21 protein-coding genes and 1 pseudogene are annotated in these 22715 nt (G+C 70.5%); 7 read left to right on the top strand and 15 right to left on the bottom strand.

What is annotated here, in order from left to right; all coding sequences use genetic code 11:
- Window positions 1–103: 103 nt before the first annotated feature.
- Together AB1K54_RS12865 and AB1K54_RS12860 are read right to left on the bottom strand one after the other, a co-directional pair.
- Entirely contained in the window at window positions 104–2275 is a 2172-nt protein-coding gene (locus AB1K54_RS12865) for a DEAD/DEAH box helicase (protein ID WP_371203152.1), read from the bottom strand.
- Window positions 2276–2530: 255 nt separating this feature from the next.
- Complete coding sequence (locus AB1K54_RS12860) at window positions 2531–2908, bottom strand: hypothetical protein (RefSeq protein WP_371203151.1); 378 nt, start codon at window positions 2906–2908, stop codon at window positions 2531–2533.
- Between the two features lie 90 nt (window positions 2909–2998).
- Here AB1K54_RS12860 and AB1K54_RS12855 point away from each other — a divergent pair, with 90 nt between their 5' ends.
- Entirely contained in the window at window positions 2999–3613 is a 615-nt protein-coding gene (locus AB1K54_RS12855) for an antibiotic biosynthesis monooxygenase (RefSeq protein ID WP_371203150.1), read from the top strand.
- A 953-nt stretch (window positions 3614–4566) separates the two neighbouring features.
- On the opposite strand, the pseudogene AB1K54_RS12850 reads toward AB1K54_RS12855, so the two are convergent.
- The 3 genes and pseudogenes from AB1K54_RS12850 to AB1K54_RS12840 all read right to left on the bottom strand — a co-directional run.
- Window positions 4567–7737 (bottom strand): annotated as a pseudogene (locus AB1K54_RS12850) (efflux RND transporter permease subunit); the annotation flags it as partial.
- Between the two features lie 245 nt (window positions 7738–7982).
- The gene (locus AB1K54_RS12845; RefSeq protein WP_371203149.1) at window positions 7983–8954 is read right to left on the bottom strand and encodes a DNA topoisomerase IB; all 972 of its coding nucleotides are present in this window, start codon (window positions 8952–8954) and stop codon (window positions 7983–7985) included.
- A gap of 22 nt (window positions 8955–8976) precedes the next feature.
- Window positions 8977–9243, bottom strand: coding sequence for a Rho termination factor N-terminal domain-containing protein (locus AB1K54_RS12840; RefSeq protein ID WP_371203148.1), 267 nt, complete (start codon window positions 9241–9243; stop codon window positions 8977–8979).
- Between the two features lie 266 nt (window positions 9244–9509).
- Between AB1K54_RS12840 and AB1K54_RS12835 the strand changes: the two genes are divergently transcribed.
- Window positions 9510–9674: a hypothetical protein gene (locus tag AB1K54_RS12835; protein ID WP_371203147.1), complete on the top strand. Its 165-nt coding sequence runs from the start codon at window positions 9510–9512 to the stop codon at window positions 9672–9674.
- A 62-nt stretch (window positions 9675–9736) separates the two neighbouring features.
- Here the strand turns inward: AB1K54_RS12835 and AB1K54_RS12830 are convergent, their stop codons facing one another.
- Window positions 9737–10495 carry a MerR family transcriptional regulator gene (locus AB1K54_RS12830; RefSeq protein ID WP_371203146.1) on the bottom strand — a complete coding sequence of 253 codons (759 nt, stop codon included), beginning with the start codon at window positions 10493–10495 and terminating at the stop codon, window positions 9737–9739.
- A gap of 158 nt (window positions 10496–10653) precedes the next feature.
- On the opposite strand from AB1K54_RS12830, the gene AB1K54_RS12825 reads away from it, so the two are divergent.
- Both AB1K54_RS12825 and AB1K54_RS12820 read left to right on the top strand, forming a co-directional pair.
- On the top strand, window positions 10654–11514 hold the full coding sequence (locus AB1K54_RS12825) for a DUF4097 domain-containing protein (protein ID WP_371203145.1): 861 nt from the start codon (window positions 10654–10656) through the stop codon (window positions 11512–11514).
- A complete protein-coding gene (locus tag AB1K54_RS12820; RefSeq protein WP_371203144.1) occupies window positions 11514–12122 on the top strand; it encodes a PadR family transcriptional regulator in 609 nt (202 codons plus the stop codon). Before AB1K54_RS12825 ends, AB1K54_RS12820 begins: the two co-directional genes overlap by 1 nt.
- A gap of 45 nt (window positions 12123–12167) precedes the next feature.
- Here the strand turns inward: AB1K54_RS12820 and AB1K54_RS12815 are convergent, their stop codons facing one another.
- On the bottom strand, window positions 12168–12722 hold the full coding sequence (locus tag AB1K54_RS12815) for a universal stress protein (protein WP_371203143.1): 555 nt from the start codon (window positions 12720–12722) through the stop codon (window positions 12168–12170).
- A gap of 151 nt (window positions 12723–12873) precedes the next feature.
- Between AB1K54_RS12815 and AB1K54_RS12810 the strand changes: the two genes are divergently transcribed.
- On the top strand, window positions 12874–13080 hold the full coding sequence (locus AB1K54_RS12810) for a DUF3073 domain-containing protein (RefSeq protein WP_371203142.1): 207 nt from the start codon (window positions 12874–12876) through the stop codon (window positions 13078–13080).
- Between the two features lie 39 nt (window positions 13081–13119).
- Here the strand turns inward: AB1K54_RS12810 and AB1K54_RS12805 are convergent, their stop codons facing one another.
- Window positions 13120–13896 (bottom strand): IclR family transcriptional regulator, encoded by a 777-nt coding sequence (locus tag AB1K54_RS12805; RefSeq protein WP_371203141.1) that lies wholly within the window; start codon window positions 13894–13896, stop codon window positions 13120–13122.
- Between the two features lie 132 nt (window positions 13897–14028).
- On the opposite strand from AB1K54_RS12805, the gene AB1K54_RS12800 reads away from it, so the two are divergent.
- Window positions 14029–14595: a DJ-1/PfpI family protein gene (locus tag AB1K54_RS12800; RefSeq protein WP_371203140.1), complete on the top strand. Its 567-nt coding sequence runs from the start codon at window positions 14029–14031 to the stop codon at window positions 14593–14595.
- 48 nt (window positions 14596–14643) lie between these two features.
- Here AB1K54_RS12800 and purF read toward each other — a convergent pair whose 3' ends face one another.
- Together purF and purM are read right to left on the bottom strand one after the other, a co-directional pair.
- Window positions 14644–16104, bottom strand: coding sequence for an amidophosphoribosyltransferase (gene purF, locus AB1K54_RS12795; RefSeq protein ID WP_371203139.1), 1461 nt, complete (start codon window positions 16102–16104; stop codon window positions 14644–14646).
- An 18-nt stretch (window positions 16105–16122) separates the two neighbouring features.
- Entirely contained in the window at window positions 16123–17247 is a 1125-nt protein-coding gene (gene purM / locus AB1K54_RS12790; RefSeq protein WP_371203138.1) for a phosphoribosylformylglycinamidine cyclo-ligase, read from the bottom strand.
- A gap of 136 nt (window positions 17248–17383) precedes the next feature.
- Between purM and AB1K54_RS12785 the strand changes: the two genes are divergently transcribed.
- Window positions 17384–17995, top strand: coding sequence for a zinc-binding alcohol dehydrogenase (locus AB1K54_RS12785; protein WP_371203137.1), 612 nt, complete (start codon window positions 17384–17386; stop codon window positions 17993–17995).
- 128 nt (window positions 17996–18123) lie between these two features.
- Here the strand turns inward: AB1K54_RS12785 and AB1K54_RS12780 are convergent, their stop codons facing one another.
- From AB1K54_RS12780 to AB1K54_RS12760, 5 genes are read right to left on the bottom strand one after another with little or no spacing between them, the layout of a single operon-like run.
- Window positions 18124–18528 carry a potassium transporter Trk gene (locus tag AB1K54_RS12780; protein WP_371203136.1) on the bottom strand — a complete coding sequence of 135 codons (405 nt, stop codon included), beginning with the start codon at window positions 18526–18528 and terminating at the stop codon, window positions 18124–18126.
- A gap of 37 nt (window positions 18529–18565) precedes the next feature.
- On the bottom strand, window positions 18566–19147 hold the full coding sequence (locus AB1K54_RS12775) for an ATP/GTP-binding protein (protein WP_371203135.1): 582 nt from the start codon (window positions 19145–19147) through the stop codon (window positions 18566–18568).
- A 13-nt stretch (window positions 19148–19160) separates the two neighbouring features.
- Window positions 19161–19514: a DUF742 domain-containing protein gene (locus AB1K54_RS12770; protein ID WP_371203134.1), complete on the bottom strand. Its 354-nt coding sequence runs from the start codon at window positions 19512–19514 to the stop codon at window positions 19161–19163.
- 26 nt (window positions 19515–19540) lie between these two features.
- Window positions 19541–19948 (bottom strand): roadblock/LC7 domain-containing protein, encoded by a 408-nt coding sequence (locus tag AB1K54_RS12765; RefSeq protein WP_371203133.1) that lies wholly within the window; start codon window positions 19946–19948, stop codon window positions 19541–19543.
- Complete coding sequence (locus AB1K54_RS12760) at window positions 19945–22566, bottom strand: nitrate- and nitrite sensing domain-containing protein (protein ID WP_371203132.1); 2622 nt, start codon at window positions 22564–22566, stop codon at window positions 19945–19947. Before AB1K54_RS12760 ends, AB1K54_RS12765 begins: the two co-directional genes overlap by 4 nt.
- Window positions 22567–22715 lie beyond the last annotated feature (149 nt).

Raw genomic sequence — 22715 nt, 5'->3', positions numbered from 1 at the left:
CGTCGGTCGTCCTGCTCTCGATGCGCCGTCCTGTTTCCGGGCCGCGGCGGCGCGGCGTGCGGCGACCGCGGCGGCGGCGGCGCGGCGGGGTCAGGCGACCGCGTCAGGCGACGGGATTCACCTGACGGCCCGAAAGCTCCTCGAGCAGGTCGTCGCCGGGGCGCACCTCGTCGAAGGGCGCGTCGATCTCGGCGCGCTCGAGCATCTCGGTCATGCGCCGGCGGCGCTGGCGAGTCACGAGCGTCACGACCGTGCCCGAGCGGCCCGCGCGGCCGGTGCGACCCGATCGGTGCAGATACGTCTTGTACTCGTCGGGCGCGTCGGCCTGGATCACGAGATCGATGTCGTCGACGTGGATGCCGCGGGCCGCGACATCCGTCGCCACCAGCACATCCACCTTGCCTGCCGTCATCTTCTCGAGGTTGCGCGTGCGCTTGGCCTGGTTGAGGTCGCCGTGCAGGGCGAGAGCGCGGATGCCGGCGTCGTCGAACTGCTCGGCGAGCATCTCGGCGTAGGCGCGCGTGCGCGCGAAGACGAGCGTCTTGCCCTCGCGGGCGACGAGCGAGTCGAGGATCTCGGCCTTGTCGCGGTGGTCGATGACGAGCACACGGTGGTCGATGGTGCTGGAGTCCTGGTCTTCGCCGGCCACCTCGTAGACGGCCGGGTTCACGAGGAACTCGTCGACCAACGCGGCGACCTCGCGGTCGAGCGTCGCCGAGAACAGCAGCTTCTGCGAACCGTCCGCCGTCAGGCGCAGGATGCGCTGCACCGGCTCGAGGAACCCGAGCTCGCACATGTGGTCGCCCTCGTCGAGCACCGCGATGCGGATGCCCGACAGGTCGAGCTTGCCCTGGTTCGCGAGGTCTTCGATGCGACCGGGGGTGCCGATGACGATGTCGACACCCTTCCTGAGTGCCCCCACCTGACGCGCCTGCGGCACGCCGCCGTAGACCTGCGTCGTGAACAGGCCGACGCTGCGGGCGATCGGCTGGATCGTGCGGTCGATCTGCAGCGCGAGCTCGCGCGTCGGCGCGAGGATCAGCGCGCGCGGCGACCGGCCGAACTCGCGGCGCTGCCCCGCCTGCGAGCGCAGGATCGACTCGACCAGCGGAGCGCCGAACGCGATCGTCTTGCCCGAGCCGGTGCGGCCGCGGCCCAGCACGTCACGCCCCGCGATGATCGGGGGGATGGTGGCTGCCTGGATCGGGAAGGGGGATGCCGCACCCAGGTCGGCGAGGGCGCGAACGATGTTGTCACCGAACCCCAGGTCGGCGAACGACGTGCCGGCGACGGCCTGGGCCTCGACGGCCTCGCCCTGCAGGCGCTCGTGGACGACGTCGACGTGCTCCTCGTGCTGGGCGGTGCGTCCGGGCTTGGCGTTCCAGTCCGAGCGGGTCGGGCCGTCGTTGCGGCGGGGGCGGTCGTCACGGCGAGGCCGATCGTCGTACGAGCGCGCGGGGCGGTCGCCGCTGTCGCGACGCGGGCGATCGTCGTACGAACGGGCGGGGCGGTCGCCGCTGTCGCGACGCGGCCGATCGTCGTACGAACGGGCGGGGCGGTCGCCGTTGTCGCGACGCGGGCGGTCGTCGTACGAACGGGCGGGGCGATCATCACGACGGATGCCGCCGCCGCGGTCATCGCGACGCGGGCGGTCGTCGCGGTACGACGCGCGGGCGTCGCCGAACGAGCGGCGGTCGTCGCGGGGCACGCGCTCGCCGCGGTAGTCGTCGCGGACCGGACGGTCGCCGCCCCGGGAAGGGCGATCGCCGTACGGGCGGCCCTCACGCGCCGGGCGGTCGTCACGACGCGCCGGGCGCTCGCCCGACGAACGCGCCGGGCGCTCGTCACGGCGCTCCGGGCGGTCGAACGAACGGGCGGGACGCTCACCGAACGAACGCGCCGGGCGCTCGTCACGGCGCTCCGGGCGGTCGAACGAACGCGCGGGACGCTCACCGAACGAACGCGCCGGGCGGTCGCCGAACGAACGGGCTGGGCGGTCGTCGTACGAGCGCGGCGCGCGCTCGCCGTTCGCCTGCGAGCGGATGCCGCGTGCCTCGTCGCGGCCGGCGCGCTCCTGAGCGGTCCAGCGCTTCTTAGACGCGGCATCGGTCTGCTCGGTGCGATAGCCGCGATGCGACGGGCTCTTGCTGCCCGCTGTGCCTGCCGACGACTCGCCCGGACGGCGCTTGCGGTCCTGGTACGACGTCTTCCCGCCGTAGCGGGGCTCGAAGTTCTTCGCGGCGCGACCGCCGGCGGGTTTCTTGTTCTTGGGCATGGTGATCGTCTTCCTGGGTTCTCTTGCACGAGAACAGCGCCCGCACGCGCGCCCGCGAAGAGCTCAGGGGCGGCGTCGGGCAACCCGGACAACCGTCGGCCGGGGGCCATTCATGTGATGGTCATGTGCGCCGATCGGCGCTCACCATCGGCCCCTTGGACTACAAACCCATCCGCGAGCGCGTCGCGGTGTCCAGAGCCGACCGGTCGAGCGTAGCGGATCACCCTGGGAGCCCGCCCGCCGTCCCGCCGAACGCTACTGCGCCGCGTCGGGCTTCTGACCGCAGTGCGAGATCGCGCCGATCGCGATCGACGGCGCGCCGGTCGCGGCCGTCACATCGGTGACATTGACCTCGACCTTCGTCGCGGGGTCGACGATGAGGATGTCGACAGGGCTGTCGGTTTCTCGCACGAGCACCTCCCACTGGTCGCCGAGCCGGTCGGGAATGCCCAGCACCACCGACTCGACGTCCGTCCCGTCAGCGAGCGGCACATCCCACAGGCCCGTGTAGAGGTATCCCGGCGAGTCGGAGTCGAGTGCGGGCGTGCGACAGCGCAACGGCTCGCCATCGGGGCGGGGAGCCGGCGTGACACCGGCCGGCAGGGCATCCGCGACCCTCTCATCGTCGCTCATCGTCGCTCATCGTCGCTCATCGGGGCGTCGGCGGTGTCGGGGTCGCACAGCACGTGCAGGGCGGCAGGCGTGGCATCCGACAATGGATCCATGGCAGAACCCGTGGCCCACCCCATCACCGTCGCGATCGAGCGGCGCATCGACCCGTCCCGCACCGCAGAGGCCACGAGCTGGATGCAGGCGGGCACCGACCTGGCGACCGCCTTCCCCGGCTTCCTCGGCTCGGGCTGGGTGCGCGCGGGCGAGGCGAGCGACCTCTGGTACATGCTGTACCGGTTCCGCGACATCCCGACTCTCGAAACGTGGGAGCAATCGCCGCAGCGCTCGCGGTGGCTCGACGCGGGCCGCGCGTTCGCGAACGAGGTGCGCGTCGAGCGCCGCACCGGCATCGAGGGCTGGTTCGACGCCCCGTTCGCGCTGCACGTCGAGAGCCGGCCAGGGGCGGATGCCGCGACCACGGGCCCGATCCAGCAGCCGATCCCCGCAGCACCCCCGCGCTGGAAGCAGACGGTGACGATCTGGCTCGGGTTCTTCCCGGTGAATCTGCTCGGGTCGTGGGCGCTCGGCTTCGTGCCGGGCTTCTCGGCGTGGCCGCTCGTGCTGCGCGTGCTTGTCACCACGGCGCTGTTCACGCCGATCATGACGTACGCGGTGCTGCCCTGGGTGACACGGATGCTGCGCCCCTGGCTGCAGCGCGAAGCCTGAGGCTCTCTCGCTCCGGCCACGCCCCGCGGGTCGTTGAGCGAGGAAGCAAAGCGGCCGAGACCAAACGACCCGCGGGGGACGGCCCGCAGGATGAACCTGCGGGCCGGTGCCCGCTAACGGTCGGCCGGGGAATCCGTCTCGTCGTCTTCGATGATCTCGGGCTCGACCTCGGTCTCGAGGGCCGCTTCGATCCGCTCCTCATACGCCGACTCGGAGTCGTCCTCGGGCGTGGTGTCGGACTGCTCCGCGGCGGCATCGGCGGCAGCCTCCGGCTCGACCTCAGCCTGATCCTGCGGCTGAATCTCAGCCTGGGCTTCAGCCTGCGGTTCGACCTCAGTCTGGGGCGCGCCCTCGGACTCGACCGCAGAGAGGGTCCCAGCCTCGCCCTCCGGCGCGGACTGGACCGTCTCTTGCGGCTCGACCTCGGGCTCGGCGTCCGCCTCGACCTCGGCGGCGGCCTCCGGCTGTGCCTCGACCTCGGGCTCCGCGGGCACCTCGGGCTCCGCGGGCACCTCGGACTCCACAGGCACCTCGGACTCCACAGGCACCTCAGACTCCGCAGGCACCTCGGCCTCCACAGGCACCTCGGCCTCCACAGCATCGGCGTCCGAGTCGGGCTCGGCCGAGCCCTCGGCCTCCGCCGCCACCTCGGCATCTCCCGCCGCAACCGCCCCGGCGACAGCGTCCTCCTCAACCTCGGCCGCAGCCTCTGCGTCACCCGCGACAGCGGCCTCGACCTCAGCCCCGGCTTCGGTCGCGGCATCCTCCTGTGCGGGCGCCGCATCCGGCTCATCCTGGGCGTCTTCTGCCATCGCCACAGCGGCGATCGCCCCGGCCGCGAGCGGAACCGAACCGGTCTCGCCCGCTTCGAGCAGGCGGCGCTCTCGCCGCGTCAGCGGCACCGCGCGGGCAGCACCGGCCGCCCCGGCCGAGCCCGCACCGGCCGCACCCGCCGCAGCCGCACCCGCCACGACCGCCGCGGGCTCGGCGGCTGCGGCATCGGCGACAGCAGCAGGGGCGCCCGAGACCGCAAGCCGCGCCTCACGACGCGCCGCCCGGCGCTCGCGCGCGCCCTCGACGAGGTTGTAGAGCGTCGGAAGCACGAGCAGCGTCAGCACGGTCGACGAGATGAGGCCGCCGATCACGACGATCGCGAGCGGCTGCGAGATGAAGCCGCCGTGACCGGTGAGACCCATCGCCATCGGAGTGAGGGCGAAGATCGTCGCGAGCGCGGTCATGAGGATGGGGCGCAGACGCCTCGACCCTCCGGCGACGGTGGCATCGTGGGCCGACAGGCCCTTCTCGCGGTACTGGTTCACGAGGTCGACGAGCACGATCGCGTTCGTGACCACGATGCCGATGAGCATGAGCACGCCGATGAGGGATGCCACCCCCAGCGGCACGCCCGTGACGATCTGCAGCAGGATCGCGCCGGTCGCCGCGAACGGCACCGAGATGAGCAGCAGCAGCGGCTGACGCAGCGACTTGAACGTCGCGACCATCACGATGTAGACGATGAGGATCGCCGCGAGCAGGGCGAGCCCCAGCTGCGAGAACGCGTCCGCCTGCTGCGAGACCACACCGCCGAGTTCGGCGTCGGCCGCTGCGGGCAGGTCGGCGTCGGCGAGCGCCTCGGTGACCGATGTGGAGGCCGCGGTGAGGTCATCCGTCGCCGGCGTCACCGTCACGGTCGACGTGCGCCGGCCGGCCTCGGTGGTGATCGAGGTCGGGCCCTGGCTCTGTTCGACGGTGGCCACGTCCGACAGCGGGATCGGGCCCAGCGCCGACGGCACGGTCAGCGCGCGCAGCTCGTCGATGGTCGCGGGCCTCTGGGATGCCGCGAGATAGACTGTCAGCGAGGTGTCGTCGATCTCGACCGTGCCGATGCGCTGCGGCTGCATCGTGTTCGACACGAGCGCGCCGACGGCGACCTCGGACAGGCCGAGCGAGGCGGCCTTGGCGCGGTCGACGGTCACCGCGATGTACGGCAGCGAGGCCGAGAGGTTGTTCGACACCTGGCCGACGCCGTCCTTGCCCTCCACGGCCGCCACGACGGCGTCGGTCGCCTCTTGCAGCGTGGCCGAGTCGGGAGCGGTGACGTCGATCTCGATGTCGCTCGAACCGAACCCGCCGCCGGCCGCGGCGATCGTGATGGTGCCGACGGTGGCGGGGTCGAGGTCTGCGACGGCCTGCTGCACGTCTTCGCGCACCTGCACCTGGTCGGCGTCGGGGTCGGTGGTGATGGAGTACGTGACGCCTCCGCCGCCGCCTGAGAAGGCGTCGCGCAGTGCCGAGCCGCTGGAGCCGATCGACACCTGCACCGTATCGATGCCGTCGACGTCGGCGAGCACGGCCTCGACCTGCTCGGCGGCGGCGCTCTCGGCGTCGAGGGATGCGGCGGGGCCGATGTCCTGCGTCATGGTGAACGTGTTCTGACCCGAGTCGCCGAGGAAGTTCGTCTTCATGAACGGCGCGGCGGCGATCGTGCCGCCGAGGACCAGCACCGCGATGAGCAGCGTCACCCACGAGTGCTTGAGCGTCCAGCGCAGGATCGGCAGGTACGACCTCTGCAGACGCGAGGGCGGCGCCTTCTCGTCCTCAGGGTCGACCTGGTTGCCGTCGGCGTCCAGGATCGGCTTGCCGGGCTTGAGGAACCAGTACGCGAGCACCGGCACGATCGTGAGGGCGACCAGCAGCGACGCGACCATCGCGATCGTGATAGTGAGGGCGAACGGCCGGAACAGCTCGCCGGTGACATCGCCCACGAACGCGATCGGCAGAAAGACCGCGACCGTCGTGATCGTCGACGCCGTGATCGCCGAGGCGACCTCGCGCACCGCGCGCACGATCGACTGGCGCTTGTCGGCATCGCCGACGTAGTGGCGCTTGATGTTCTCGATCACGACGATCGAGTCGTCCACGACGCGTCCGATCGCGATGGTGAGCGCGCCGAGGGTCAGGATGTTGAGCGAGTACCCGAACGCCTGGATGCCGATGAACGTGATGAGCACGCTCGTCGGGATCGAGATCGCAGCCACGATCGTCGATCGCACCGACAGCAGGAACACGAAGATCACCAGCACCGCGAACACCAGGCCGAGCAGGCCCTCCTGGGCGAGCGATTCGATCGACTGCTGGATGTAGGGGGCCTGGTCGAACACGACGGTGAAGGTCGCGCCGTCGATGGCATCCTCGAGGCCGGGCAGCACCGCCAGCACCCCGCGCGAGACGTCGACCGTGTTCGCCGACGGGAGCTTCGTCACAGCGATCGTGAGCGCCGGCTCGCCGTTCACTCGCGAGATCGAGGTGACCGGGTCGCGCTCCTGCACGACGGTCGACACGTCGCCCACGGTCTTCGGCCCCGCCTGAACCTGCTCTGCGTCACTCGGCACGAGCGGAAGCGCCGCGATCTGGTCGACCGAGGCGATCTTCGCGCCGGTCTGCACCGTGAGCGTCTGGTTGTTCTCGGTGACCTGCCCACCGGGGAAGAGCACGCCGTTGTGGTCGAGAGCGTCGCGGATGGCCTGCTGGGTGAACCCGGCCTCGGCCAACGCCGCCTGGTTCGGCGTGATCGTGATGCGCTGGCCGACGCCTCCGACGGTCTGGGCAGCGTTGACGCCCGGAACATCCTCGAGTTCGGGCAGGACGGATGCCTCGAGCTGAGCCTGGATCGTCTGTTCGTCGTCGTACCCGGTGACGGCGAGCTGGATCACCGGGAAGTCGTCGATGCTCGCCGTCAGCACGTTCGGCTCGACGCCGTCGGGAAGCTGGCTGCCGATGCGGTTGATGGCCTGCGTGATCTTCTGCTCGGCCGTGGCGAGGTTCGTGCCGTAGGCGAAGGACGCCTGCACGATCGACGCGTTCGTCGTGCTGGTCGCGGTCGACGACTCGAGCCCGGGCACGCCCTGGATCGCCTGCTCGATCGGCGTCGACACGTCGTTGTTCACGACTTCGGGCGAGGCGCCCGGGTAGGTCGACACGATGATCAGCGCGGGGAACTCGATCGATGGGATGAGCTCCTGCTTGAGGTTCGTGAGCGCCAGACCACCGAAGATCGCCGCGACGATCGTGATCAGGGCGATGAGCGCGCGGTTCTTCAGACTCAGGACGGCGAGGTTCGACACGGGTGCCTTCGCTGGAGGAGAGATACGGGATCGCGGCGAGCGCCGCGGCCGGATACGCGAATGTATCGCTTTCAGTATCTCATCGGCTGATCGCCGCCTTTCTCAGGTCGGTCACATCGCGCCCGAGCGCGGCACTTCGCTGCGAGCGCTGCGTCGCGCGACGGCGCGCTGGCAGGCAGGTGGCGCGCTCGCCGCCGGCGGCCGGCCGCAGCGTCGCGCGCCCGCCGCCGCGCCCGGGCGAAGCGTCAGCGGTTCCCGGGCCGCAGCAGGTCGCGGATCGCGGACTCCGGCGACCGCCCGAGGTCGAGGGTGCGGCCCTTGCGGTAGACCGTGAACACCCGCGGGTCGATGTAGCTCGAGCGCGCGACCGACGGGGTGTTCCCGAGCGCCTCGGCCGTCGCCTGCACCGCGAGGCGCTGCGCCTCGACCGCCTCGCGCTTCGTGTCGACGGTGCCGATCCGGGCGAGGGCCTCGGCGGCGACGATCGTGCCCCGCAGCGTCCGGAAGTCCTTCGCCGTGAACGCGCCGCCGGTGAGGGCGCGCACGTACGCGTTGACGTCCGACGGCGTCAGCCCCACGCGCCGCCTGGCCCGCTCGTACGCCAGCAGGGGCGACCGCGGACGCCCCGCCGCCAGCAGCTCGATCACCGCCGCGAGCAGGTCGTCGTCGACCGTGAGCAGCGCGCGCTTGCCGCTCTTGGCGGGGAACGACAGTGTGACGACGGATGCCTCGACCGCGGCATCCCGTCTCTGCAGCGTCGTCAGCCCCCGGCTGCCATTGCGCTTCATGTACCGGGCCGATCCGACGCGCGGCGCGGCCTCGTCCAGCAGACGGAACGAGGTCGCCAGCACGCGCTCGCGGTCGAGCCCGTCGCGCTTGAGCGACGTCGTGACCCTCGGGCGCGCGTTCGGCAGCGCCTGGGCGAGCAGCAGCGCCCGCGCGTACTTGCCTTTGTCGCGCCCCGCCGACCACTCCGGGTGGTACAGGTACTGGCGCCGCCCCGCGTCGTCGGTGCCGACCGCCTGGATGTGCCCGTCCGGACGGCGGCTGATCCACACGTCCTGCCACGCCGGGGGGATCACCAGCGCGTGGATGCGCTCCAGCTGCGTCGCCGAGGCGGGCCTGCCCTTGGCGTCGACGTAACGGAACCCCGACCCCGCGCGCACGCGTCGGAAGCCGGGGTCCTCGAGAGGACGAACACGGGTGAGTCGCGGCATCCGTCCCCTGCCTTCGATCCGGTCAGTGGTTTCGGATCATGGAGATCAGCTCGGACTTCTTCTTGCCCGAGTAGCCCTTGAGCCCCAGCTCCTTGGCGCGCTTGCGCAGCTCGGGAACCGTGCGGTCGTCGTAGTCCTTGGCGTGGGCGCCGCGGCTGCCGACCGTCTTGCGGCCCTGGCTCGCGGCGGCGTTCGAGATGCGCGCGGCCTTCTCTTTCGAGGCGCCGTCCTTGCGCAGCTCTTCGTACATCTCGCGGTCCTTCAGGTTCGATCCGCGTCCTCCGGGCATCGTCTGCTCCTTTCGCGAACGGGTCGGGCGAACGGATGCCGCACCCGGCCCACCCGGAACGTTACGACGCCGGCCTCCCCGCCCCGAGGGGCTTGACACCGGCCCAGGGCCTCGGTAGCCGGCGGTGGAGCCACACCTGTAGCACCGCCGCTTCACCGCCGTCAACCCCCTGCGCCGTGGCCGCCGGTGGCGCCAACGTCGAAGTGTGCCCACGAGGCATCCGGCGCTTCGCCCCCGTCGCGCCGGCTCCCCGAAGGAGAGTTGAAATGAGCATCCTCGCCATAGTCCTGATCGTCCTTGCGATCGCGCTGTTCATCTGGTGGGGCGTCGTGCCCACCCTGAACTTCCTGCTCTGGATCGCGATCATCCTCGCCATCATCGCGGTGATCGTGTTCCTGTTCCGCTTCATCAGCGGGCGTCGCACCCCCTGACGAGATCCCCTCGAAGCGGATGCCGCGGCCTCGGTCGCGGCATCCGCTTCGCTCGTCATCCGCTACAGGTTCGCCTCGGCGTACACGCGCAGCGCGTCGCGCACGAACGCGGCACCCTGCTCGCCGCCGTAGTTCGCGGCGAAGCGCGGGTCGGCGACGTACATGTCGCCGAGCCCGAGCACGTACCCGCGGATGTCGCCGCCGGGCGCCGCGGCGGGAGTGCCGGGGATGCCGCGCAGCCACGCGACGTGGCGCGCGGCGAGCACCTGGGCCTCGTCCGATGCGGGGTCGGTGCCTGTCTCGGCCGCCGCGACCCAGTCGGCGCCGAGCCGAGCTGCGTCCCGCTGCCAGTCGGCCTTGGCCGAGGCATCCATCGACCGCCACCATCGGTCGCTGTCGGCGTACGCCTTCTTGCCCCAGCGCTCCTCGACCTCGTCCTTGTACTGTGTGTGGTCGAAGCCGTCGAACATCTTCTCGGCCATCAGCGGGCCTCCTTCTCTCAGTGTCGTGATCGTGGACGCGACCGACGCGATCTGCCGCGCCAGGCGCTCCTGCTCCTGCCGCAGCCACGCCAGGTGGGTCTCCAGGGCGTGCGCCTCGCTCTCGTCGCGATCGAGCACGCCCGCGATCTGCGGCAGGCCGAGGCCCAGGTCGCGCAGCAGCAGGATGCGCTGCAGGCGCACGAGGGATGCCTCGTCGTAGTGCCGATAGCCGTTCGAGGCGACCCGTGCCGGCGGAAGCAGCCCGATGTCGTCGTAGTGGCGCAGGGTGCGGCTCGTAGTGCCGGTGAGCCGCGCGATCTGCTGGATCGACCACTCCATGGGCCTCCTCCTCTCTCGTCGTGCTCCACGCTAGAGGTTGACGTTGCGTCAATCTCAAGTCCATTCCGAAGATTCTTGGCGTAAACGCGATATATCGTGTTACTCTGGGTATGTCGCGATATATCGCGAATCACCACGAACACAAGCAGGAGCAACCCATGACTTTCGAGAAATGGATCGTCCACCCGGGCGAGACCCGCGTGATCGACATCGAGCCCGTGCGAACGCTGAAGGTCGGACTGGTCGGCGGCCAGATCGACGTGATCGCCCACGACGAGCCCGGCATCCGCATCGAGGTGCACAGCGTCACGACCAAAGACCTCCGCATCGAGGTCGAAGGCGACGCCGTCGAGATCGACCACCCGCAGCTGAGGTGGGACAACTTTCTCGAGGTGTTCCGCAACTTCGGCGCCGGCGGCCCCAAGGCCGAGATCAGCGTCGCCGTCCCCCGCCATGTCGCCCTCACCCTCGGAGTGGTCAGCGCCAGCGCCCTCATCTCGGGCCTCAAGACCGACGCGCGCCTCAACACCGTGTCGGGCGACATCATCGTCGACGGGCTCACCGGCGACATCACGGTCAACGCCGTCTCGGGCGACGTGCAGGTGCGCGGCCTCGTCGGCAGCTTGAGCGCCAACAGCGTCTCGGGCGATGTCGCGGCCACCGGCACCCTCAAGAAGGCCACGATCGACACGGTGTCGGGCTCGGTGCTGGTCGACGGAGCCGGCGACGTGCACGCCGTCACCCTCAACTCGGTGTCGGGCAGCGCCACCGTGCGCCTCGACGACGGTTTCCCCGCGAACTACGTGTTCCGCAGCGTGAGCGGTCGCGTGCAGGTCGACGGCGTCGTGCGCTCCGGCAACGGCACCGGTCCCACCACGAACTACGCCGGCTCGGTCGGCGAGCTCAGCGGACGCTTCGCCGATGTGCGGGCCAACACCGTCTCGGGCGATGTCACGGTGCTGCGACGGGGCAATCCCGTGCCCGAGGCATCGGCCACCGCCGACGAGGAGGAATGGTGATGACCCCCGTCTTCTCGCACGGCGACCTGCGCCTGTACCTGCTGAACCTGCTCGACGAGGGCCCCCGGCACGGCTACGACATCATGCAGGCGCTCTCGGACCGCACCGGCGGCACGTACACCCCCAGCGCCGGCACGATCTATCCGCGGCTCGCCAAGCTCGAAGAAGAGGGCCTCGTGACCAAGAGCGTCGACGGCCGCAAGACCGTCTATGCGATCACCGAAGCCGGTCACGCCGAGGTCGCCGCACGTGCGGGCGAGCTCGAGGGCATCGAGGCCGGTCTCGCCGACTCGGTGCGGCTCATCGCCGACGAGGTGCGCGGCAGCGTGCGCGACGCCATGCGGAGCCTGCGCGCCGATCTGGCCGCCGCCGCCCAGCAGGAGCGCGCGAGCGCGAAGCAGGCGCCGCCGACGGACGACCCGCGCGTGCGCAGCCGCGAACAGCTGCAGCGGGCGGATGCCGCGCTCAACGAGTTCCGCGCCCGTATGCGCAGCGACCTGCGGCTGCACGTCGCGCGCGGCGGCGATCTCGCGGCGAGCACCGTCGAGATGCTGTCGGCAGAACTCGACCGCGTCGGCCGCGAGGTCACCCGCGCGCTGCGCGGCTGACGGCGGGCGGGTGACTCTCGCCGGCTGAGGACTTCGGCAAGCGGCCTACTCGGGCCACTCCTCCTGGTCGTCGGGAATGGGCTCGCCGAGCGGCACGACGAGCAGCGGGCGATGCTGACGGTGTGCGAGGCGCGCCGCGACCGATCCGGTGAAGAACTCGCGGATCGACTCGCCGAACCCGCGGCGCCGCGTGCCGATCACGATGAGCTTGGCCTCGACCTGATCGGCGAGGTGCTTGAGCGCCGGCGCCGGGTCGCCGACGAGCTGCTGGACGCTCCATTCCACGCCGCGGCCGGCAAGCACATCGGATGCCTCGGCCGTCACCTGCTCGAATGCCGCATCGCCCGTGGCGATGTTCATGTCGATCTGCGCCGAGTGCACGTAGCCGTCGGGGTCCTCGTAGGTGACGAAGCGCGTGACGTCGACGTGGGCGACGATGAGGGGGGCGCCGAGCAGCTTCGCGTAGCGGGCGGCCTCGCGCAGAACGCGGGGCGACAGGCCGGGAACGACCCCGGCGATCACGGCGCCGTGCGGCAGATCCGCCTGCGCATCGTCTTGGTCTTGCGTCTGGTCACCGCTCGCGGATTCCGCGTCGGACATATGCGCTCGCCCCCTATTGACGACGTGTCGAAGCCACCGGGGTGGAGGGGGCTCCGTGTTATCCTGAATGCTACTCTTACCGGCTTGGCCGGATCATGATTGCGGCGGGCCCGCGCAAAGCCCGCGACTCCAGAGAATGAGGGGGTCTCGCATGGGGCGTGGCCGTCAGAAGGCGAAGCACACCAAGATCGCCCGCGAACTCAAGTCGTACAGCCCGAGCGTCAACTACTCCGCTTTGGAGCGGGAGCTCGGTCACCACGATGAAGACGAGTACGTCGACAAGTGGGCCGACCAGTACGAGGATGAGGACGATGAAGGAGAAGAAGAGGGCGCAGCCCTCGGCACCGCGGTCGGCTGACGCCTGACGGCGCCGAGCCGCCCGAGGGCGTTGCTCGCCTCACGCGTGCAGACTGCTCGAGACGTGCCACGCACCGCGGCGCACGATCCGCTCGAGTTCGTGTGCACGTGAGGCGAACTCATCGGCCGTCGTCGACAGCGACACCGCTCCGACGGTGCGTCCGCTGCGGGCTCGCACCGGGGCGGCGATGCATGCGAGCTTCGGCATGTACTCCTCGACCTCGACGGCGACCTGCAGCGCGCGCACGTCGTCGAGCTGGTCGAGCAGCGTGCGCTCGTTCGTGACCGAACGGGGCGAGATCGAGCGCGCGCCGTGCTTGGCGAGGTAGCGCCGCACCCCGTCGTCGTCGCGCGCCGCGAGCATGAGCTTTCCGAACGCCGTGACGTGCGCCGCCTCGGCGAAGCCCACGTGCAGCTGTCCGATCCGCGGATGCGCGGGCGAGTCGGCGATGTGCGCGACGGCGATGTCGTCGCCGCGGAAGACCGTGAGGTAGGCGGGCGCGCGAGCGGTGTCGCGCATATCGCTCAGGATGCCCCGCACCGCCGGTGTCACGACGAGCTGTGCGCGCACGGCCCGGCCGAGACCCTCCACCGCCCGCCCGAGCATGTAGCGGGCATCGTCGCCGCGGGCCAGATAGTCGTGCGCGACGCACGTCGCGATGAGCCGGTACGCCGTGGCCGGCGACAGTCCCAGCCGCGCCGCGAGCTCGGCGGCGCTCAGACCGTCGGCGCTCTCACCGACCTCGTCGAGGATCCGCAGCACGCGATCCGCGGATCGGATGCCCGCGCCGTCGCGGGCCTCGAGGGCTCCAGCCATGCGGCAAGTGTAGGCCGCCCCGGCGGCGGATCGGCCAGGCGGTTCGCACATCGTGAGAACCGGCGTGGACGGCGGCGGCATCCGGAATCAGGATTCAAGCGACAGACACGGTCGTCTCGAAAGGAACCCCTCATGGCCGACAAGATCCTCATCCTCACCGGCGACGCCGCCGAGACCCTCGAGGTGTTCTACCCGTACCACCGCCTGCAGGAGGCCGGGTACGAAGTGCACATCGGCGCGCCCGAGAAGCGCAAGCTGCAGTTCGTCGTGCATGACTTCGTCGACGGCTTCGACACCTACACCGAGAAGCCCGGCCACACGTGGGACGCCGACATCGCGTTCGCCGACGTGAACCCCGACGACTATGTCGCGATCGTCGTACCCGGCGGCCGCGCGCCCGAGTACATCCGCAACAATGCCGACGCCAAGCGCATCGTGCAGCACTTCTTCGAGAAGAACGAGCCTGTCGCGGCCACCTGCCACGGGCCCCTGCTGCTCGCCGCGGCCGGCGTGCTCAAGGGCCGCACGACGTCGGCCTACCCTGAGCTCGCGATCGACGTCGAGACCGCGGGCGGCGTCTTCGAGAACGGCGGTGGCGTCATCGACGGAAACCTCGTGTCGGCCCGCGCGTGGCCCGACAACGGCACGTGGATGAAGGCGTTCCTCGAGGTGCTCGAGGGCGCCCGCGTCACCGCCTGACCCCCGCGCGACTCAAGGGGCTGGTGACGGATGCCGCGGCATCCGTCATCAGCTCTCTTGCGAGCCCTCCACCCAAGCGAGGTACTCGTCGGTCACAGTGCCGGTGATGTAGCGCCCGTCGAAGCAGCTCATGTCGAGGTCTTCGATGTCGGAGCCTTCGAGGATCGCGGCCTTGAGGTCTTCGACCTCCTGGAAGACCACGTAGTCGGCTCCGAGCTCCTCGGCGATCTCGGGGATCGTGCGGCCGTGCGCGACGAGTTCGCCGCGCGAGGGCATGTTGATGCCGTAGACGTGCGGGTGCCGCACGGGCGGGGCGGCCGACGCGAACGTGACGCTCTTGGCGCCGGCATCCCTCGCCATCTGGATGATCTGCTTCGAGGTCGTGCCGCGCACGATCGAGTCGTCGATCAGCAGAACGTTCTTGTCCTTGAACTCGGTCGACATCGCGTTGAGCTTCTGCCGCACGCTCTTTCGACGCACGGCCTGCCCGGGCATGATGAACGTCCGGCCGACGTAGTAGTTCTTGTAGAAGCCCTCGCGGTACTCGACGCCGAGCTTGCGGGCGACCTCCATCGCGGCGGGGCGCGACGAGTCCGGGATCGGCATGACGACGTCGATCTTGCCCTTCGGGGTGTACTTCGCGATCGTGTCGGCCAGGCGGTCGCCCATACGCAGCCGCGCCTCGTACACCGAGATGCCGTTCATGATCGAGTCGGGCCGCGCGAGGTAGACGTACTCGAACGCGCACGGCACGAGCTGCGTCTCTTTCGCGCACTGGCGCGTGTGCAGGGTGCCGTCGATGTCGATGAAGACCGCCTCGCCGGGCAGCACGTCGCGCACGACCTGGAACCCGCCGTTCTCGAGCACGAGCGACTCGGATGCCACGATCCACTCGTAACGGCCGCCCTCGAGCTCGCGCACACCGAGGATCAGCGGACGGATGCCGAACGGGTCGCGGAACGCGAGCAGCCCGTAGCCGGCGATCAGCGCGATCGCCGCGTACGAGCCCTCGACGCGCTCGTACAGGCGCGTGACGGCCTGGAACACCTGCTCGGGGTCGAGGTTCAGACCCGAGATCGACGCCTGCAACTCGTTGGCGAGCACGTTCACCAGCAGCTCGGTGTCGGAGCTGGTGTTCAGATGCCGGCGGTCTTTGCGGAACAGCTCCTGCGTGAGCTCGCGCGTGTTGGTGAGGTTGCCGTTGTGCACGAGCACGATCCCGTAGGGCGCGTTGACGTAGAAGGGCTGCGCCTCTTCTTCGCTGGAGGCCGTGCCCTTGGTCGCGTAGCGGCAGTGGCCCAGCCCGATGTTGCCCAGCAGCGCCCGCATGTCGCGCGTGCGGAACGCCTCGCGCACCTGCCCGCGCGCCTTGTGCAGATGGAACACGCCGTTGTCTTCGGCGGTTGCGATTCCGGTCGAGTCCTGGCCGCGGTGCTGCAGCAGCAGCAGCGCGTCGTAGATCTCCTGGTTGACCGACTCCTGACCGACCATTCCGACGATGCCGCACATGAGGTGGTTTTCGCTCCGTTACTTGTAGGTGCCGACCAGGCGCACGGCACCGCCGTCGACGCCTTTCGCACCCTGCTCGAACTCGCCCTCGGGAAGGGGAGAGTCGTTGACGACGCCGACCTGCCAGGTGGCGATGCCCTCGTGGGCGAGAGCGGATGCCGCCGCCTCCGCCTTGCTCGCCGAGACGACCGCGAGGAAGCCGATGCCCAGGTTCCACGTGCCCTCGGTCGCGGTGAGGTCGAGGTGGCCGAGATCGGCCAGCACGCGGAACACCGGCGACGGAGACCACGTCGAGCGGTCGACATCGACCCAGGTGCCGTACGGCAGGACGCGCGCGAGGTTCGCGGCGATGCCGCCGCCGGTCACGTGGCTGAGCGCGTGGACGCGGTCGCCCATCTGCGTGATGAGCCGCAGCAGAGGCGCCGTGTACAGGCGCGTCGGCTCGAGCAGGGCCTCGCCCCACGTCGTCGCGCGAGAGCCGAGGTCGGGCGCGCGGTCGCCGTAGCTGATGCCGGCGCCGGCGACGATGTGGCGCACGAGGGAGTAGCCGTTGGAGTGCAGGCCGCTGGACGCGAGTGCCAGCACGACGTCGCCCGCCTGCACGCGCTCGGCGCCCAGCACGCGGCCCGCATCGACGACGCCTGTCGCCGCGCCCGCCACGTCGTAGTCGTTCGGGCCGAGAAGACCCGGGTGCTCGGCCGTCTCGCCGCCGACGAGCGCGGTGCCCGTCTCGGCGCACCCGGCGGCGATGCCGCGCACGATGTCGGCGATGCGCTCGGGAAAGACCCTGCCGCACGCGATGTAGTCGGTCATGAACAGCGGCTTCGCGCCCACCACGACGATGTCGTCGACGACCATTCCGACCAGGTCGAGCCCGATCGTGTCGTGCTTGTCGATCGCCTGCGCGATGGCGACCTTCGTGCCGACCCCGTCGGTGCTGGTTGCCAGCAGCGGCTTGTCGTAGGCACGCAGGGCGCTCGCGTCGAAGAGGCCGGCGAACCCGCCGACCCCGCCCAGGACCTCTGGCCCGTGGGTACGACGAACGGCCGACTTCATCAACTCCACCGCGAGATCACCCGCAGCGGTGTCGACGCCGGCTTCGGAATACGGGTTCGCGGAGGCGCCTGAGGAGTGGGAGGCCACGCAACCAGCCTACCGGCGCATTCCTGAGCGGATGCACTGGCTCCCACCTTCGTCGTGCCCGGCCTCCCGACTCGCCGATCGCGGCCCGATCGCCGTGGGCGGTCCGGGGCTGGGAGGGGCGATCTACAATGGCGGCATGGGCGGCGCCGGTGCTCCGGAGTGGGTGATCCGCGAAGATGCGGGTCAGCCGATCCTGCTCGCCCTCTACCTGCGCCAGGTGCTCGGGATCCGCTCGCCCGACGAGTTGCCCTCGCTGCGCGGCATCCCCGCCCGCGTGAACACGCGATCCGAACAGGCCCAGGACGTGCTCGAGCGCCAGTGGCGCGAATACTGGGCGATGACCGTCGAGCCGACGGCGCATCCGTCGCCTGTCCCGCTCGAACTGGTCGACGAGTTCGGCACGCTCGTCGCGCTGCCCACGACCGGGGCCGACGACCTGCGCGCCGCGATCGTGCCGCACGCCGTTGAGGCGGTCGCGTTCTCGCAGTCCGCCCACAGCCGCTATGCGAAGGATGCCTCGGCCAAGCCGGGTGTCTCGTACCGCGCCTACGCGAGCGCGATCGCCGAGCACGAGCGCCAGGTGGGCCGCCGGGCGCATTCGTTCGAGCTCAACGTGCAGGTGCTGCCGCTCGCCCAGCGCGGCGTGTGGTGGATCGGGGCGCTCACGATCGCCGTCACCGACAGCCTGCGCGGCGATGTCGTGGCGTTCGACGCGGCGATCCATCCGATCATCGCCGAGCTCGCTTAGGGGACGCGCCCGCAGATCTCCCTCACCCTCTCGCGACGGATGAGCTTCGCGATCCAGTGCGGCGCGACCTCGGCAAGATCGCGGCAGAGACACCGTGTGTTTCCCACGACTCGGTCACCTCGCGGCGGTCAGTCGACCGTGTGGATCCGTTCGTGGTCGACCGCGACGTCGTGGGCCCGGCGCGCGAGCACGCGGTCGAAGATGAGAGCCGTCACGCCGCCGACCACGACGCCGACGGCGACGCCGATGAGGGAGAGGAAGCCGAATACCGACAGCGGAGAGTAGACCAGGCCCGTCGACGGGCTCGCGTCGGAGGTGCCGTTGAACGAGAAGGTGAGGACCAGCGCGACGAGAAGCCCGAGCGCCGCGCCGAGCACGATGAACACGGCGTACTTCGGGGCCCGCCGCACACGCACGCGCTCGACCTCGTCTTCGATGAGCTCGGCGTGGGGATGGGTTGCGGGCGCCGCGGGATCCGGGTCGGGCGCGGCGGGGATGTCGCGCCCCGGGTCAGGGGCGTCGCCGGTGGTCATGCATCCATTGTCCCACTCTGTCGGCGACCCATCGCCGCTACCGGGCTGCGGAGTCCGACGCCACCAGCGCGAGGACGTGCTCGACGAGGGTGATCAGCGCCGCCTTGGTGGACTCCCGGTCCCGGGCGTCGCACGCGATGATGGGCACTTCGGGTCGCAACGACAGCGCTTCGCGAATCTGCTCGGACGTGTGGCGGTACTCGGCGCCGAACACGTTGTGGGCCACGATGAACGGCGTTCCGCGCGACTCGAAGTAGTCGATCGCACCGAACGAGTCGCTCAGGCGGCGGGTGTCGATCAGCACGACGGCGCCGATCGCGCCCACGGTGAGGTCGTCCCACATGAACCAGAAGCGGTCCTGCCCCGGAGTGCCGAACAGGTACAGGATCAGGTCGGAATCCAGCGAGATGCGTCCGAAGTCCATCGCGACAGTGGTTGTCGTCTTGTCGGGCACGGCCGAGAGGTCGTCGACACCCACGCTCGCCGAGGTCATGACCGCTTCGGTGGTGAGCGGGTCGATCTCGGAGACCGAGCCCACGAGGGTGGTCTTTCCCACGCCGAACCCCCCGGCGATGACGATCTTCGCCGAAAGAGTCGCCTGACTGGTGTCGGTGTTCACGATGTCTTTCTCCTCACAGCTTGCGCAGCCCACTGAGCACGCGCTCAAGGAGCGCGGCGCCGGGGGCGGAATCGGGTTCTGCTTGCGTATGCACCCTCACCACGCCGCGCTCGACGAGGTCACCGATGAGCACCCGCGCCACGCCGAGCGGGATGTGCACCAGCGCCGCGACCTCGGCCACCGAGCGACTGCGGCGGCACAGCTCGGCGATCGAGCGCTCCTCCGGCGAGAGCCGGAGGCCGTCGAGCATCTCGAGGTCGGTGCGCACCAGTGCCTCCAGGGGGTACGCGCGGGTGGGCGCCGTGCGGCCGCGAGTCAGGGCATAGGGCCTGACCAGCTGCGATGGAGTGTCGTCGGGCGAGCTCACGGTGGGTCCTCGTGCGGCCGGCGGGGTCAGCCGCCCGGCTGGGCGGCGGTGCGGATCTCGGGTGTGAGCGCGGTCGCGACACGTGCGATCAGCAGCTGCATCTGGTAGCCCACCTGACCGAGGTCGCACTGGGGGCTCGCCAGCGCCGCCAGGCTCGAGCCTTCGCCGACCGACATCAGCACGAGGTAGCCGCCGTCCATCTCCACCACCATCTGGTGAACCTGGCCGGCCCCGAGAGCGCGCGCGGCGCCCTGGGTGAGGCTGGTCAGACCCGAGGTGATCGCGGCCAGCTGGTCGGCGCGATCAGGCGGGAAGGCCGCCGAGCGCGCCATCGGCAGCCCGTCGGCGGAGACCAGAATGGCGTGCGCGACGTCGGCGGTGCGCTGTGTGAGGCTGTCGATCAGCCAGTCGAGGTTCGCAGGAGCGGTGGTCACTCGTCTTCCCGTCTATCGGATCGGAATGGGTCTTGCGCCGAGTCGTCTCGGGCTTGGCTCACGCCGCGCTGGAAGCTCGCCAGGGCGCCGCTGCGACGCGAGTCGACTGTGCGCGGCACCGGGGCGGCGGACTGCCGGGTCACCGGAGCCGCACCCGGCATCAGGTACTGTCCGGGGATGCGCTTGGGAAGCCCGCCCGCCGTCACCAGCTCCGGCTCCTGGGGGCGCTGAGCGACCTCAGCGGCACGCTTCCATCCGACGTCGCCGGGCGAGGACCAGCTCTGCGGACTGTGCAGCCCCTCCGTCTGCGCGCTCGTGTCGCGGCCTGCGCCGAGCGGCCGGCGCCGCGTGAACCACTCGGACTGGAGCGCGGCGAAGATCGGGGTGTCGTCGCGGTCGTGACGCACAGGCAGCGACATGATCGGCGGGTTCTCCGCGTCGTGCGCTGCGGTCGCGGCCTGCGCGAGAGGTGCGGGAGTCGGCGTGGCCGCGGGCGGTTGCACGACCGGCATCGCCTGGGTGACCGGCTGCGCCTGCGCGATCGGCGGCGCCTTGGTGATCGCTTGCGCCTGCACGAGCGGCATCGCCTGGGTGGCCGGCTGCGCCGGCGCGAGAGCCGTCGAGTCGGCGGTCGTCGCACTCTCGGTCGAGGCGGCGGGCGACGAGCTGGCCGGCTCCTTGCGGCCGAACGTGCTCACGATCGGCAGCGGGGTCGTCCGGCTCTCGGCGAGCGCACCCGTCGGAATCCCGACCCGCGCGACGACACCGCCCGCGCTGCCCGCACGCAGCGAGACGGACATGCCGTGACGATCGGCCAGGCGGGCGGTCACCACCAGGCCCATCATGCGCGCGACGTCGGCGTCCATGCCGCTCGTGCTTCTGAGCTTGGTGTTGGCTGCGAGCAGTTCGTCCGGGGTCATCCCGATGCCGCGGTCGTGGATCTCGATGATGAGCGAGTCGCCCGGCCTGTGCGGCAGGGTGCGGACCACGACCGGCGTGTCCGGCGGCGAGAAGCTGGCGGCGTTCTCGATCAGCTCGGCCAGCAGGTGAACCAGGTCGCCGGCGACCGAGTCGCGCACTTCGGCCGACTCCGCCGAGTCGAACTCGACGCGGGCAAACTGCTCGATCTCGGATGCCGCGGCGCGCAGCACGTCGATAACCGGCACGTCTCCGCGCGCGGCCTGACCGGTGTCGCCTCCGGCCAGGACGAGCAGGCTCTCGTCGTTGCGACGCATCCGCGTGGCCAGATTGTCCAGCTGGAACAGGTTCGCCAGCTGTGCCGGGTCCTGCTCACCGGCCTCGAGCTGGTCGATCAGGCGCAGTTGCCGCTCGACGAGGTTCTGGCTGCGGCGTGCGAGGTTGACGAACATGCGGTTGACGTTCGCACGCAGCTGCGCCTGCTCACCGGCCAGTCGCACCGCCTCGGCGTGGACCGCGTCGAAGGCGTCGGCCACCTCGCCGATCTCGTCCTGTCCCGTGACGCCGATCGGCTGCACCGAGGTGTCGACAGGGCCGTCCGCCCTCTCGATGTCGCGCACCCGCCCGGGGAGCGTTTCGCTCGCGATCCGGAGCGCGGCTTCGCGCAGCCGGACCAGCGGCCGCAGGATCGATCGGGTTGCCAGCAGCGTGACCGCGAGCGCGACCAGAAGCACGCCCAGGACGATGCCGGCGGTCAGCAGCGCGGTCTGCTGCGCGGCCTGCCGCACGTCGGTGACGTCTGCGGCCAGGTCGTCCGCTGCCCGGACGATGACCTTCTCCATGTTCGCGACGAATCCCGAGTAGAGCTGCAGCCATGCCGGCAGGGTGAGGGCGGTCTGATCGATCCCGCCGTCCCGCACGATCTGATCCATCACGTGCAGCGGGGTGAGGATCGCGTCGGGCCCCCGGTCGGTGAGATCCTCGAACAGTCCCGAAGCCGCCGGCGAGGACCCCCCGATGAACTCGTCGCTCGCCTGGTCCCACACGGCCTGGGCGCCCGCGAGCTCCATCAGCCCCCGGGGACTGACCTCGCCGGTCACCAGCGCCTGCGAGACCACCTCCCGCACCACTCCCAGCACCTCGGAGGCGGTGCGCACCTTGGCAAGCGCGCCGGTCTGCTGATAGATCGACGGGTCCCCGAGCGCCGGGAGCTGAGTCGAGAGCCCGAACAGCGTGTTGAGCAGGTCGGTGTAGGCCGTCGTCGCGTCAGACCGGGTGTCGAGATCGACCATCTGCTCGCGGAGAGTGCCGATGCCGTTCAGCCCCGCTCTGACCGCGTCGAGGTCCTCCGCGAGAGCGGGGTCCTCGGAGTCGTCGATGTCTGTCGCCACGTCGAGCCAGGCGTCGATCGCCTCGTCGGTGTTGGTGAAGATGCGTTCCTTGGTCGCCGTCGGGATCGCGGCGTTCACCGCTTCACGCTCGGTCGTCAGCTGGATCCCGAGGCGGAAGCTGTCGGGGAGGGCGTTGGCGAGGCTCTCGGCGCGCAGCGCGTCCGCGCTTGCTGCGACGGCGCTCTCGACGCGCAGCACGCCCAGCACGAGGGCTGCGATCATCGGGATCAGCAGAACGCCGATCAGGCGCGGTCGGATGCCTCGCCACCACTTCATCGTGAGGGTGGGCTTGCTCGACAGCTCGGGCATGTGTCCTTCCCGGCGATGATCCCTGACCGAGGTCGGCCGGCACTGGGAGCTTTGCCACGGGGTCGCCTTCCCGCCGAAGGCCGTTCATCTCGGGGGATGCGAGGGCTGAGGTCCTGCCCACGGCGCTGACGGTTGAGTCTCGGATAATA

It is taken from the genome of Microbacterium sp. BWT-B31, assembly GCF_041379855.1.
Taxonomy (GTDB): domain Bacteria; phylum Actinomycetota; class Actinomycetes; order Actinomycetales; family Microbacteriaceae; genus Microbacterium.
Note: the sequence above shows the minus strand (reverse complement) of the source record. Positions and strands in the feature narration are given on the sequence as shown.

Bases quoted from the DNA above. Each gene is read 5' to 3' on its own strand.
- AB1K54_RS12800 (WP_371203140.1), top strand. From the start codon at position 14,029: ATGGCCGACAAGATCCTCATCCTCACCGGCGACGCCGCCGAGACCCTC.
- AB1K54_RS12840 (WP_371203148.1), bottom strand. From the start codon at position 9,243: ATGCCCGGAGGACGCGGATCGAACCTGAAGGACCGCGAGATGTACGAA.
- AB1K54_RS12820 (WP_371203144.1), top strand. From the start codon at position 11,514: ATGACCCCCGTCTTCTCGCACGGCGACCTGCGCCTGTACCTGCTGAAC.
- AB1K54_RS12845 (WP_371203149.1), bottom strand. From the start codon at position 8,954: ATGCCGCGACTCACCCGTGTTCGTCCTCTCGAGGACCCCGGCTTCCGA.
- AB1K54_RS12830 (WP_371203146.1), bottom strand. From the start codon at position 10,495: ATGGAGTGGTCGATCCAGCAGATCGCGCGGCTCACCGGCACTACGAGC.
- AB1K54_RS12785 (WP_371203137.1), top strand. From the start codon at position 17,384: ATGGGCGGCGCCGGTGCTCCGGAGTGGGTGATCCGCGAAGATGCGGGT.
- AB1K54_RS12855 (WP_371203150.1), top strand. From the start codon at position 2,999: ATGGCAGAACCCGTGGCCCACCCCATCACCGTCGCGATCGAGCGGCGC.
- AB1K54_RS12865 (WP_371203152.1), bottom strand. From the start codon at position 2,275: ATGCCCAAGAACAAGAAACCCGCCGGCGGTCGCGCCGCGAAGAACTTC.
- AB1K54_RS12780 (WP_371203136.1), bottom strand. From the start codon at position 18,528: ATGACCACCGGCGACGCCCCTGACCCGGGGCGCGACATCCCCGCCGCG.
- AB1K54_RS12825 (WP_371203145.1), top strand. From the start codon at position 10,654: ATGACTTTCGAGAAATGGATCGTCCACCCGGGCGAGACCCGCGTGATC.
- AB1K54_RS12810 (WP_371203142.1), top strand. From the start codon at position 12,874: ATGGGGCGTGGCCGTCAGAAGGCGAAGCACACCAAGATCGCCCGCGAA.
- AB1K54_RS12860 (WP_371203151.1), bottom strand. From the start codon at position 2,908: ATGAGCGACGATGAGAGGGTCGCGGATGCCCTGCCGGCCGGTGTCACG.
- AB1K54_RS12760 (WP_371203132.1), bottom strand. From the start codon at position 22,566: ATGCCCGAGCTGTCGAGCAAGCCCACCCTCACGATGAAGTGGTGGCGA.
- AB1K54_RS12815 (WP_371203143.1), bottom strand. From the start codon at position 12,722: ATGTCCGACGCGGAATCCGCGAGCGGTGACCAGACGCAAGACCAAGAC.
- AB1K54_RS12805 (WP_371203141.1), bottom strand. From the start codon at position 13,896: ATGGCTGGAGCCCTCGAGGCCCGCGACGGCGCGGGCATCCGATCCGCG.
- AB1K54_RS12835 (WP_371203147.1), top strand. From the start codon at position 9,510: ATGAGCATCCTCGCCATAGTCCTGATCGTCCTTGCGATCGCGCTGTTC.
- purF (WP_371203139.1), bottom strand. From the start codon at position 16,104: ATGTGCGGCATCGTCGGAATGGTCGGTCAGGAGTCGGTCAACCAGGAG.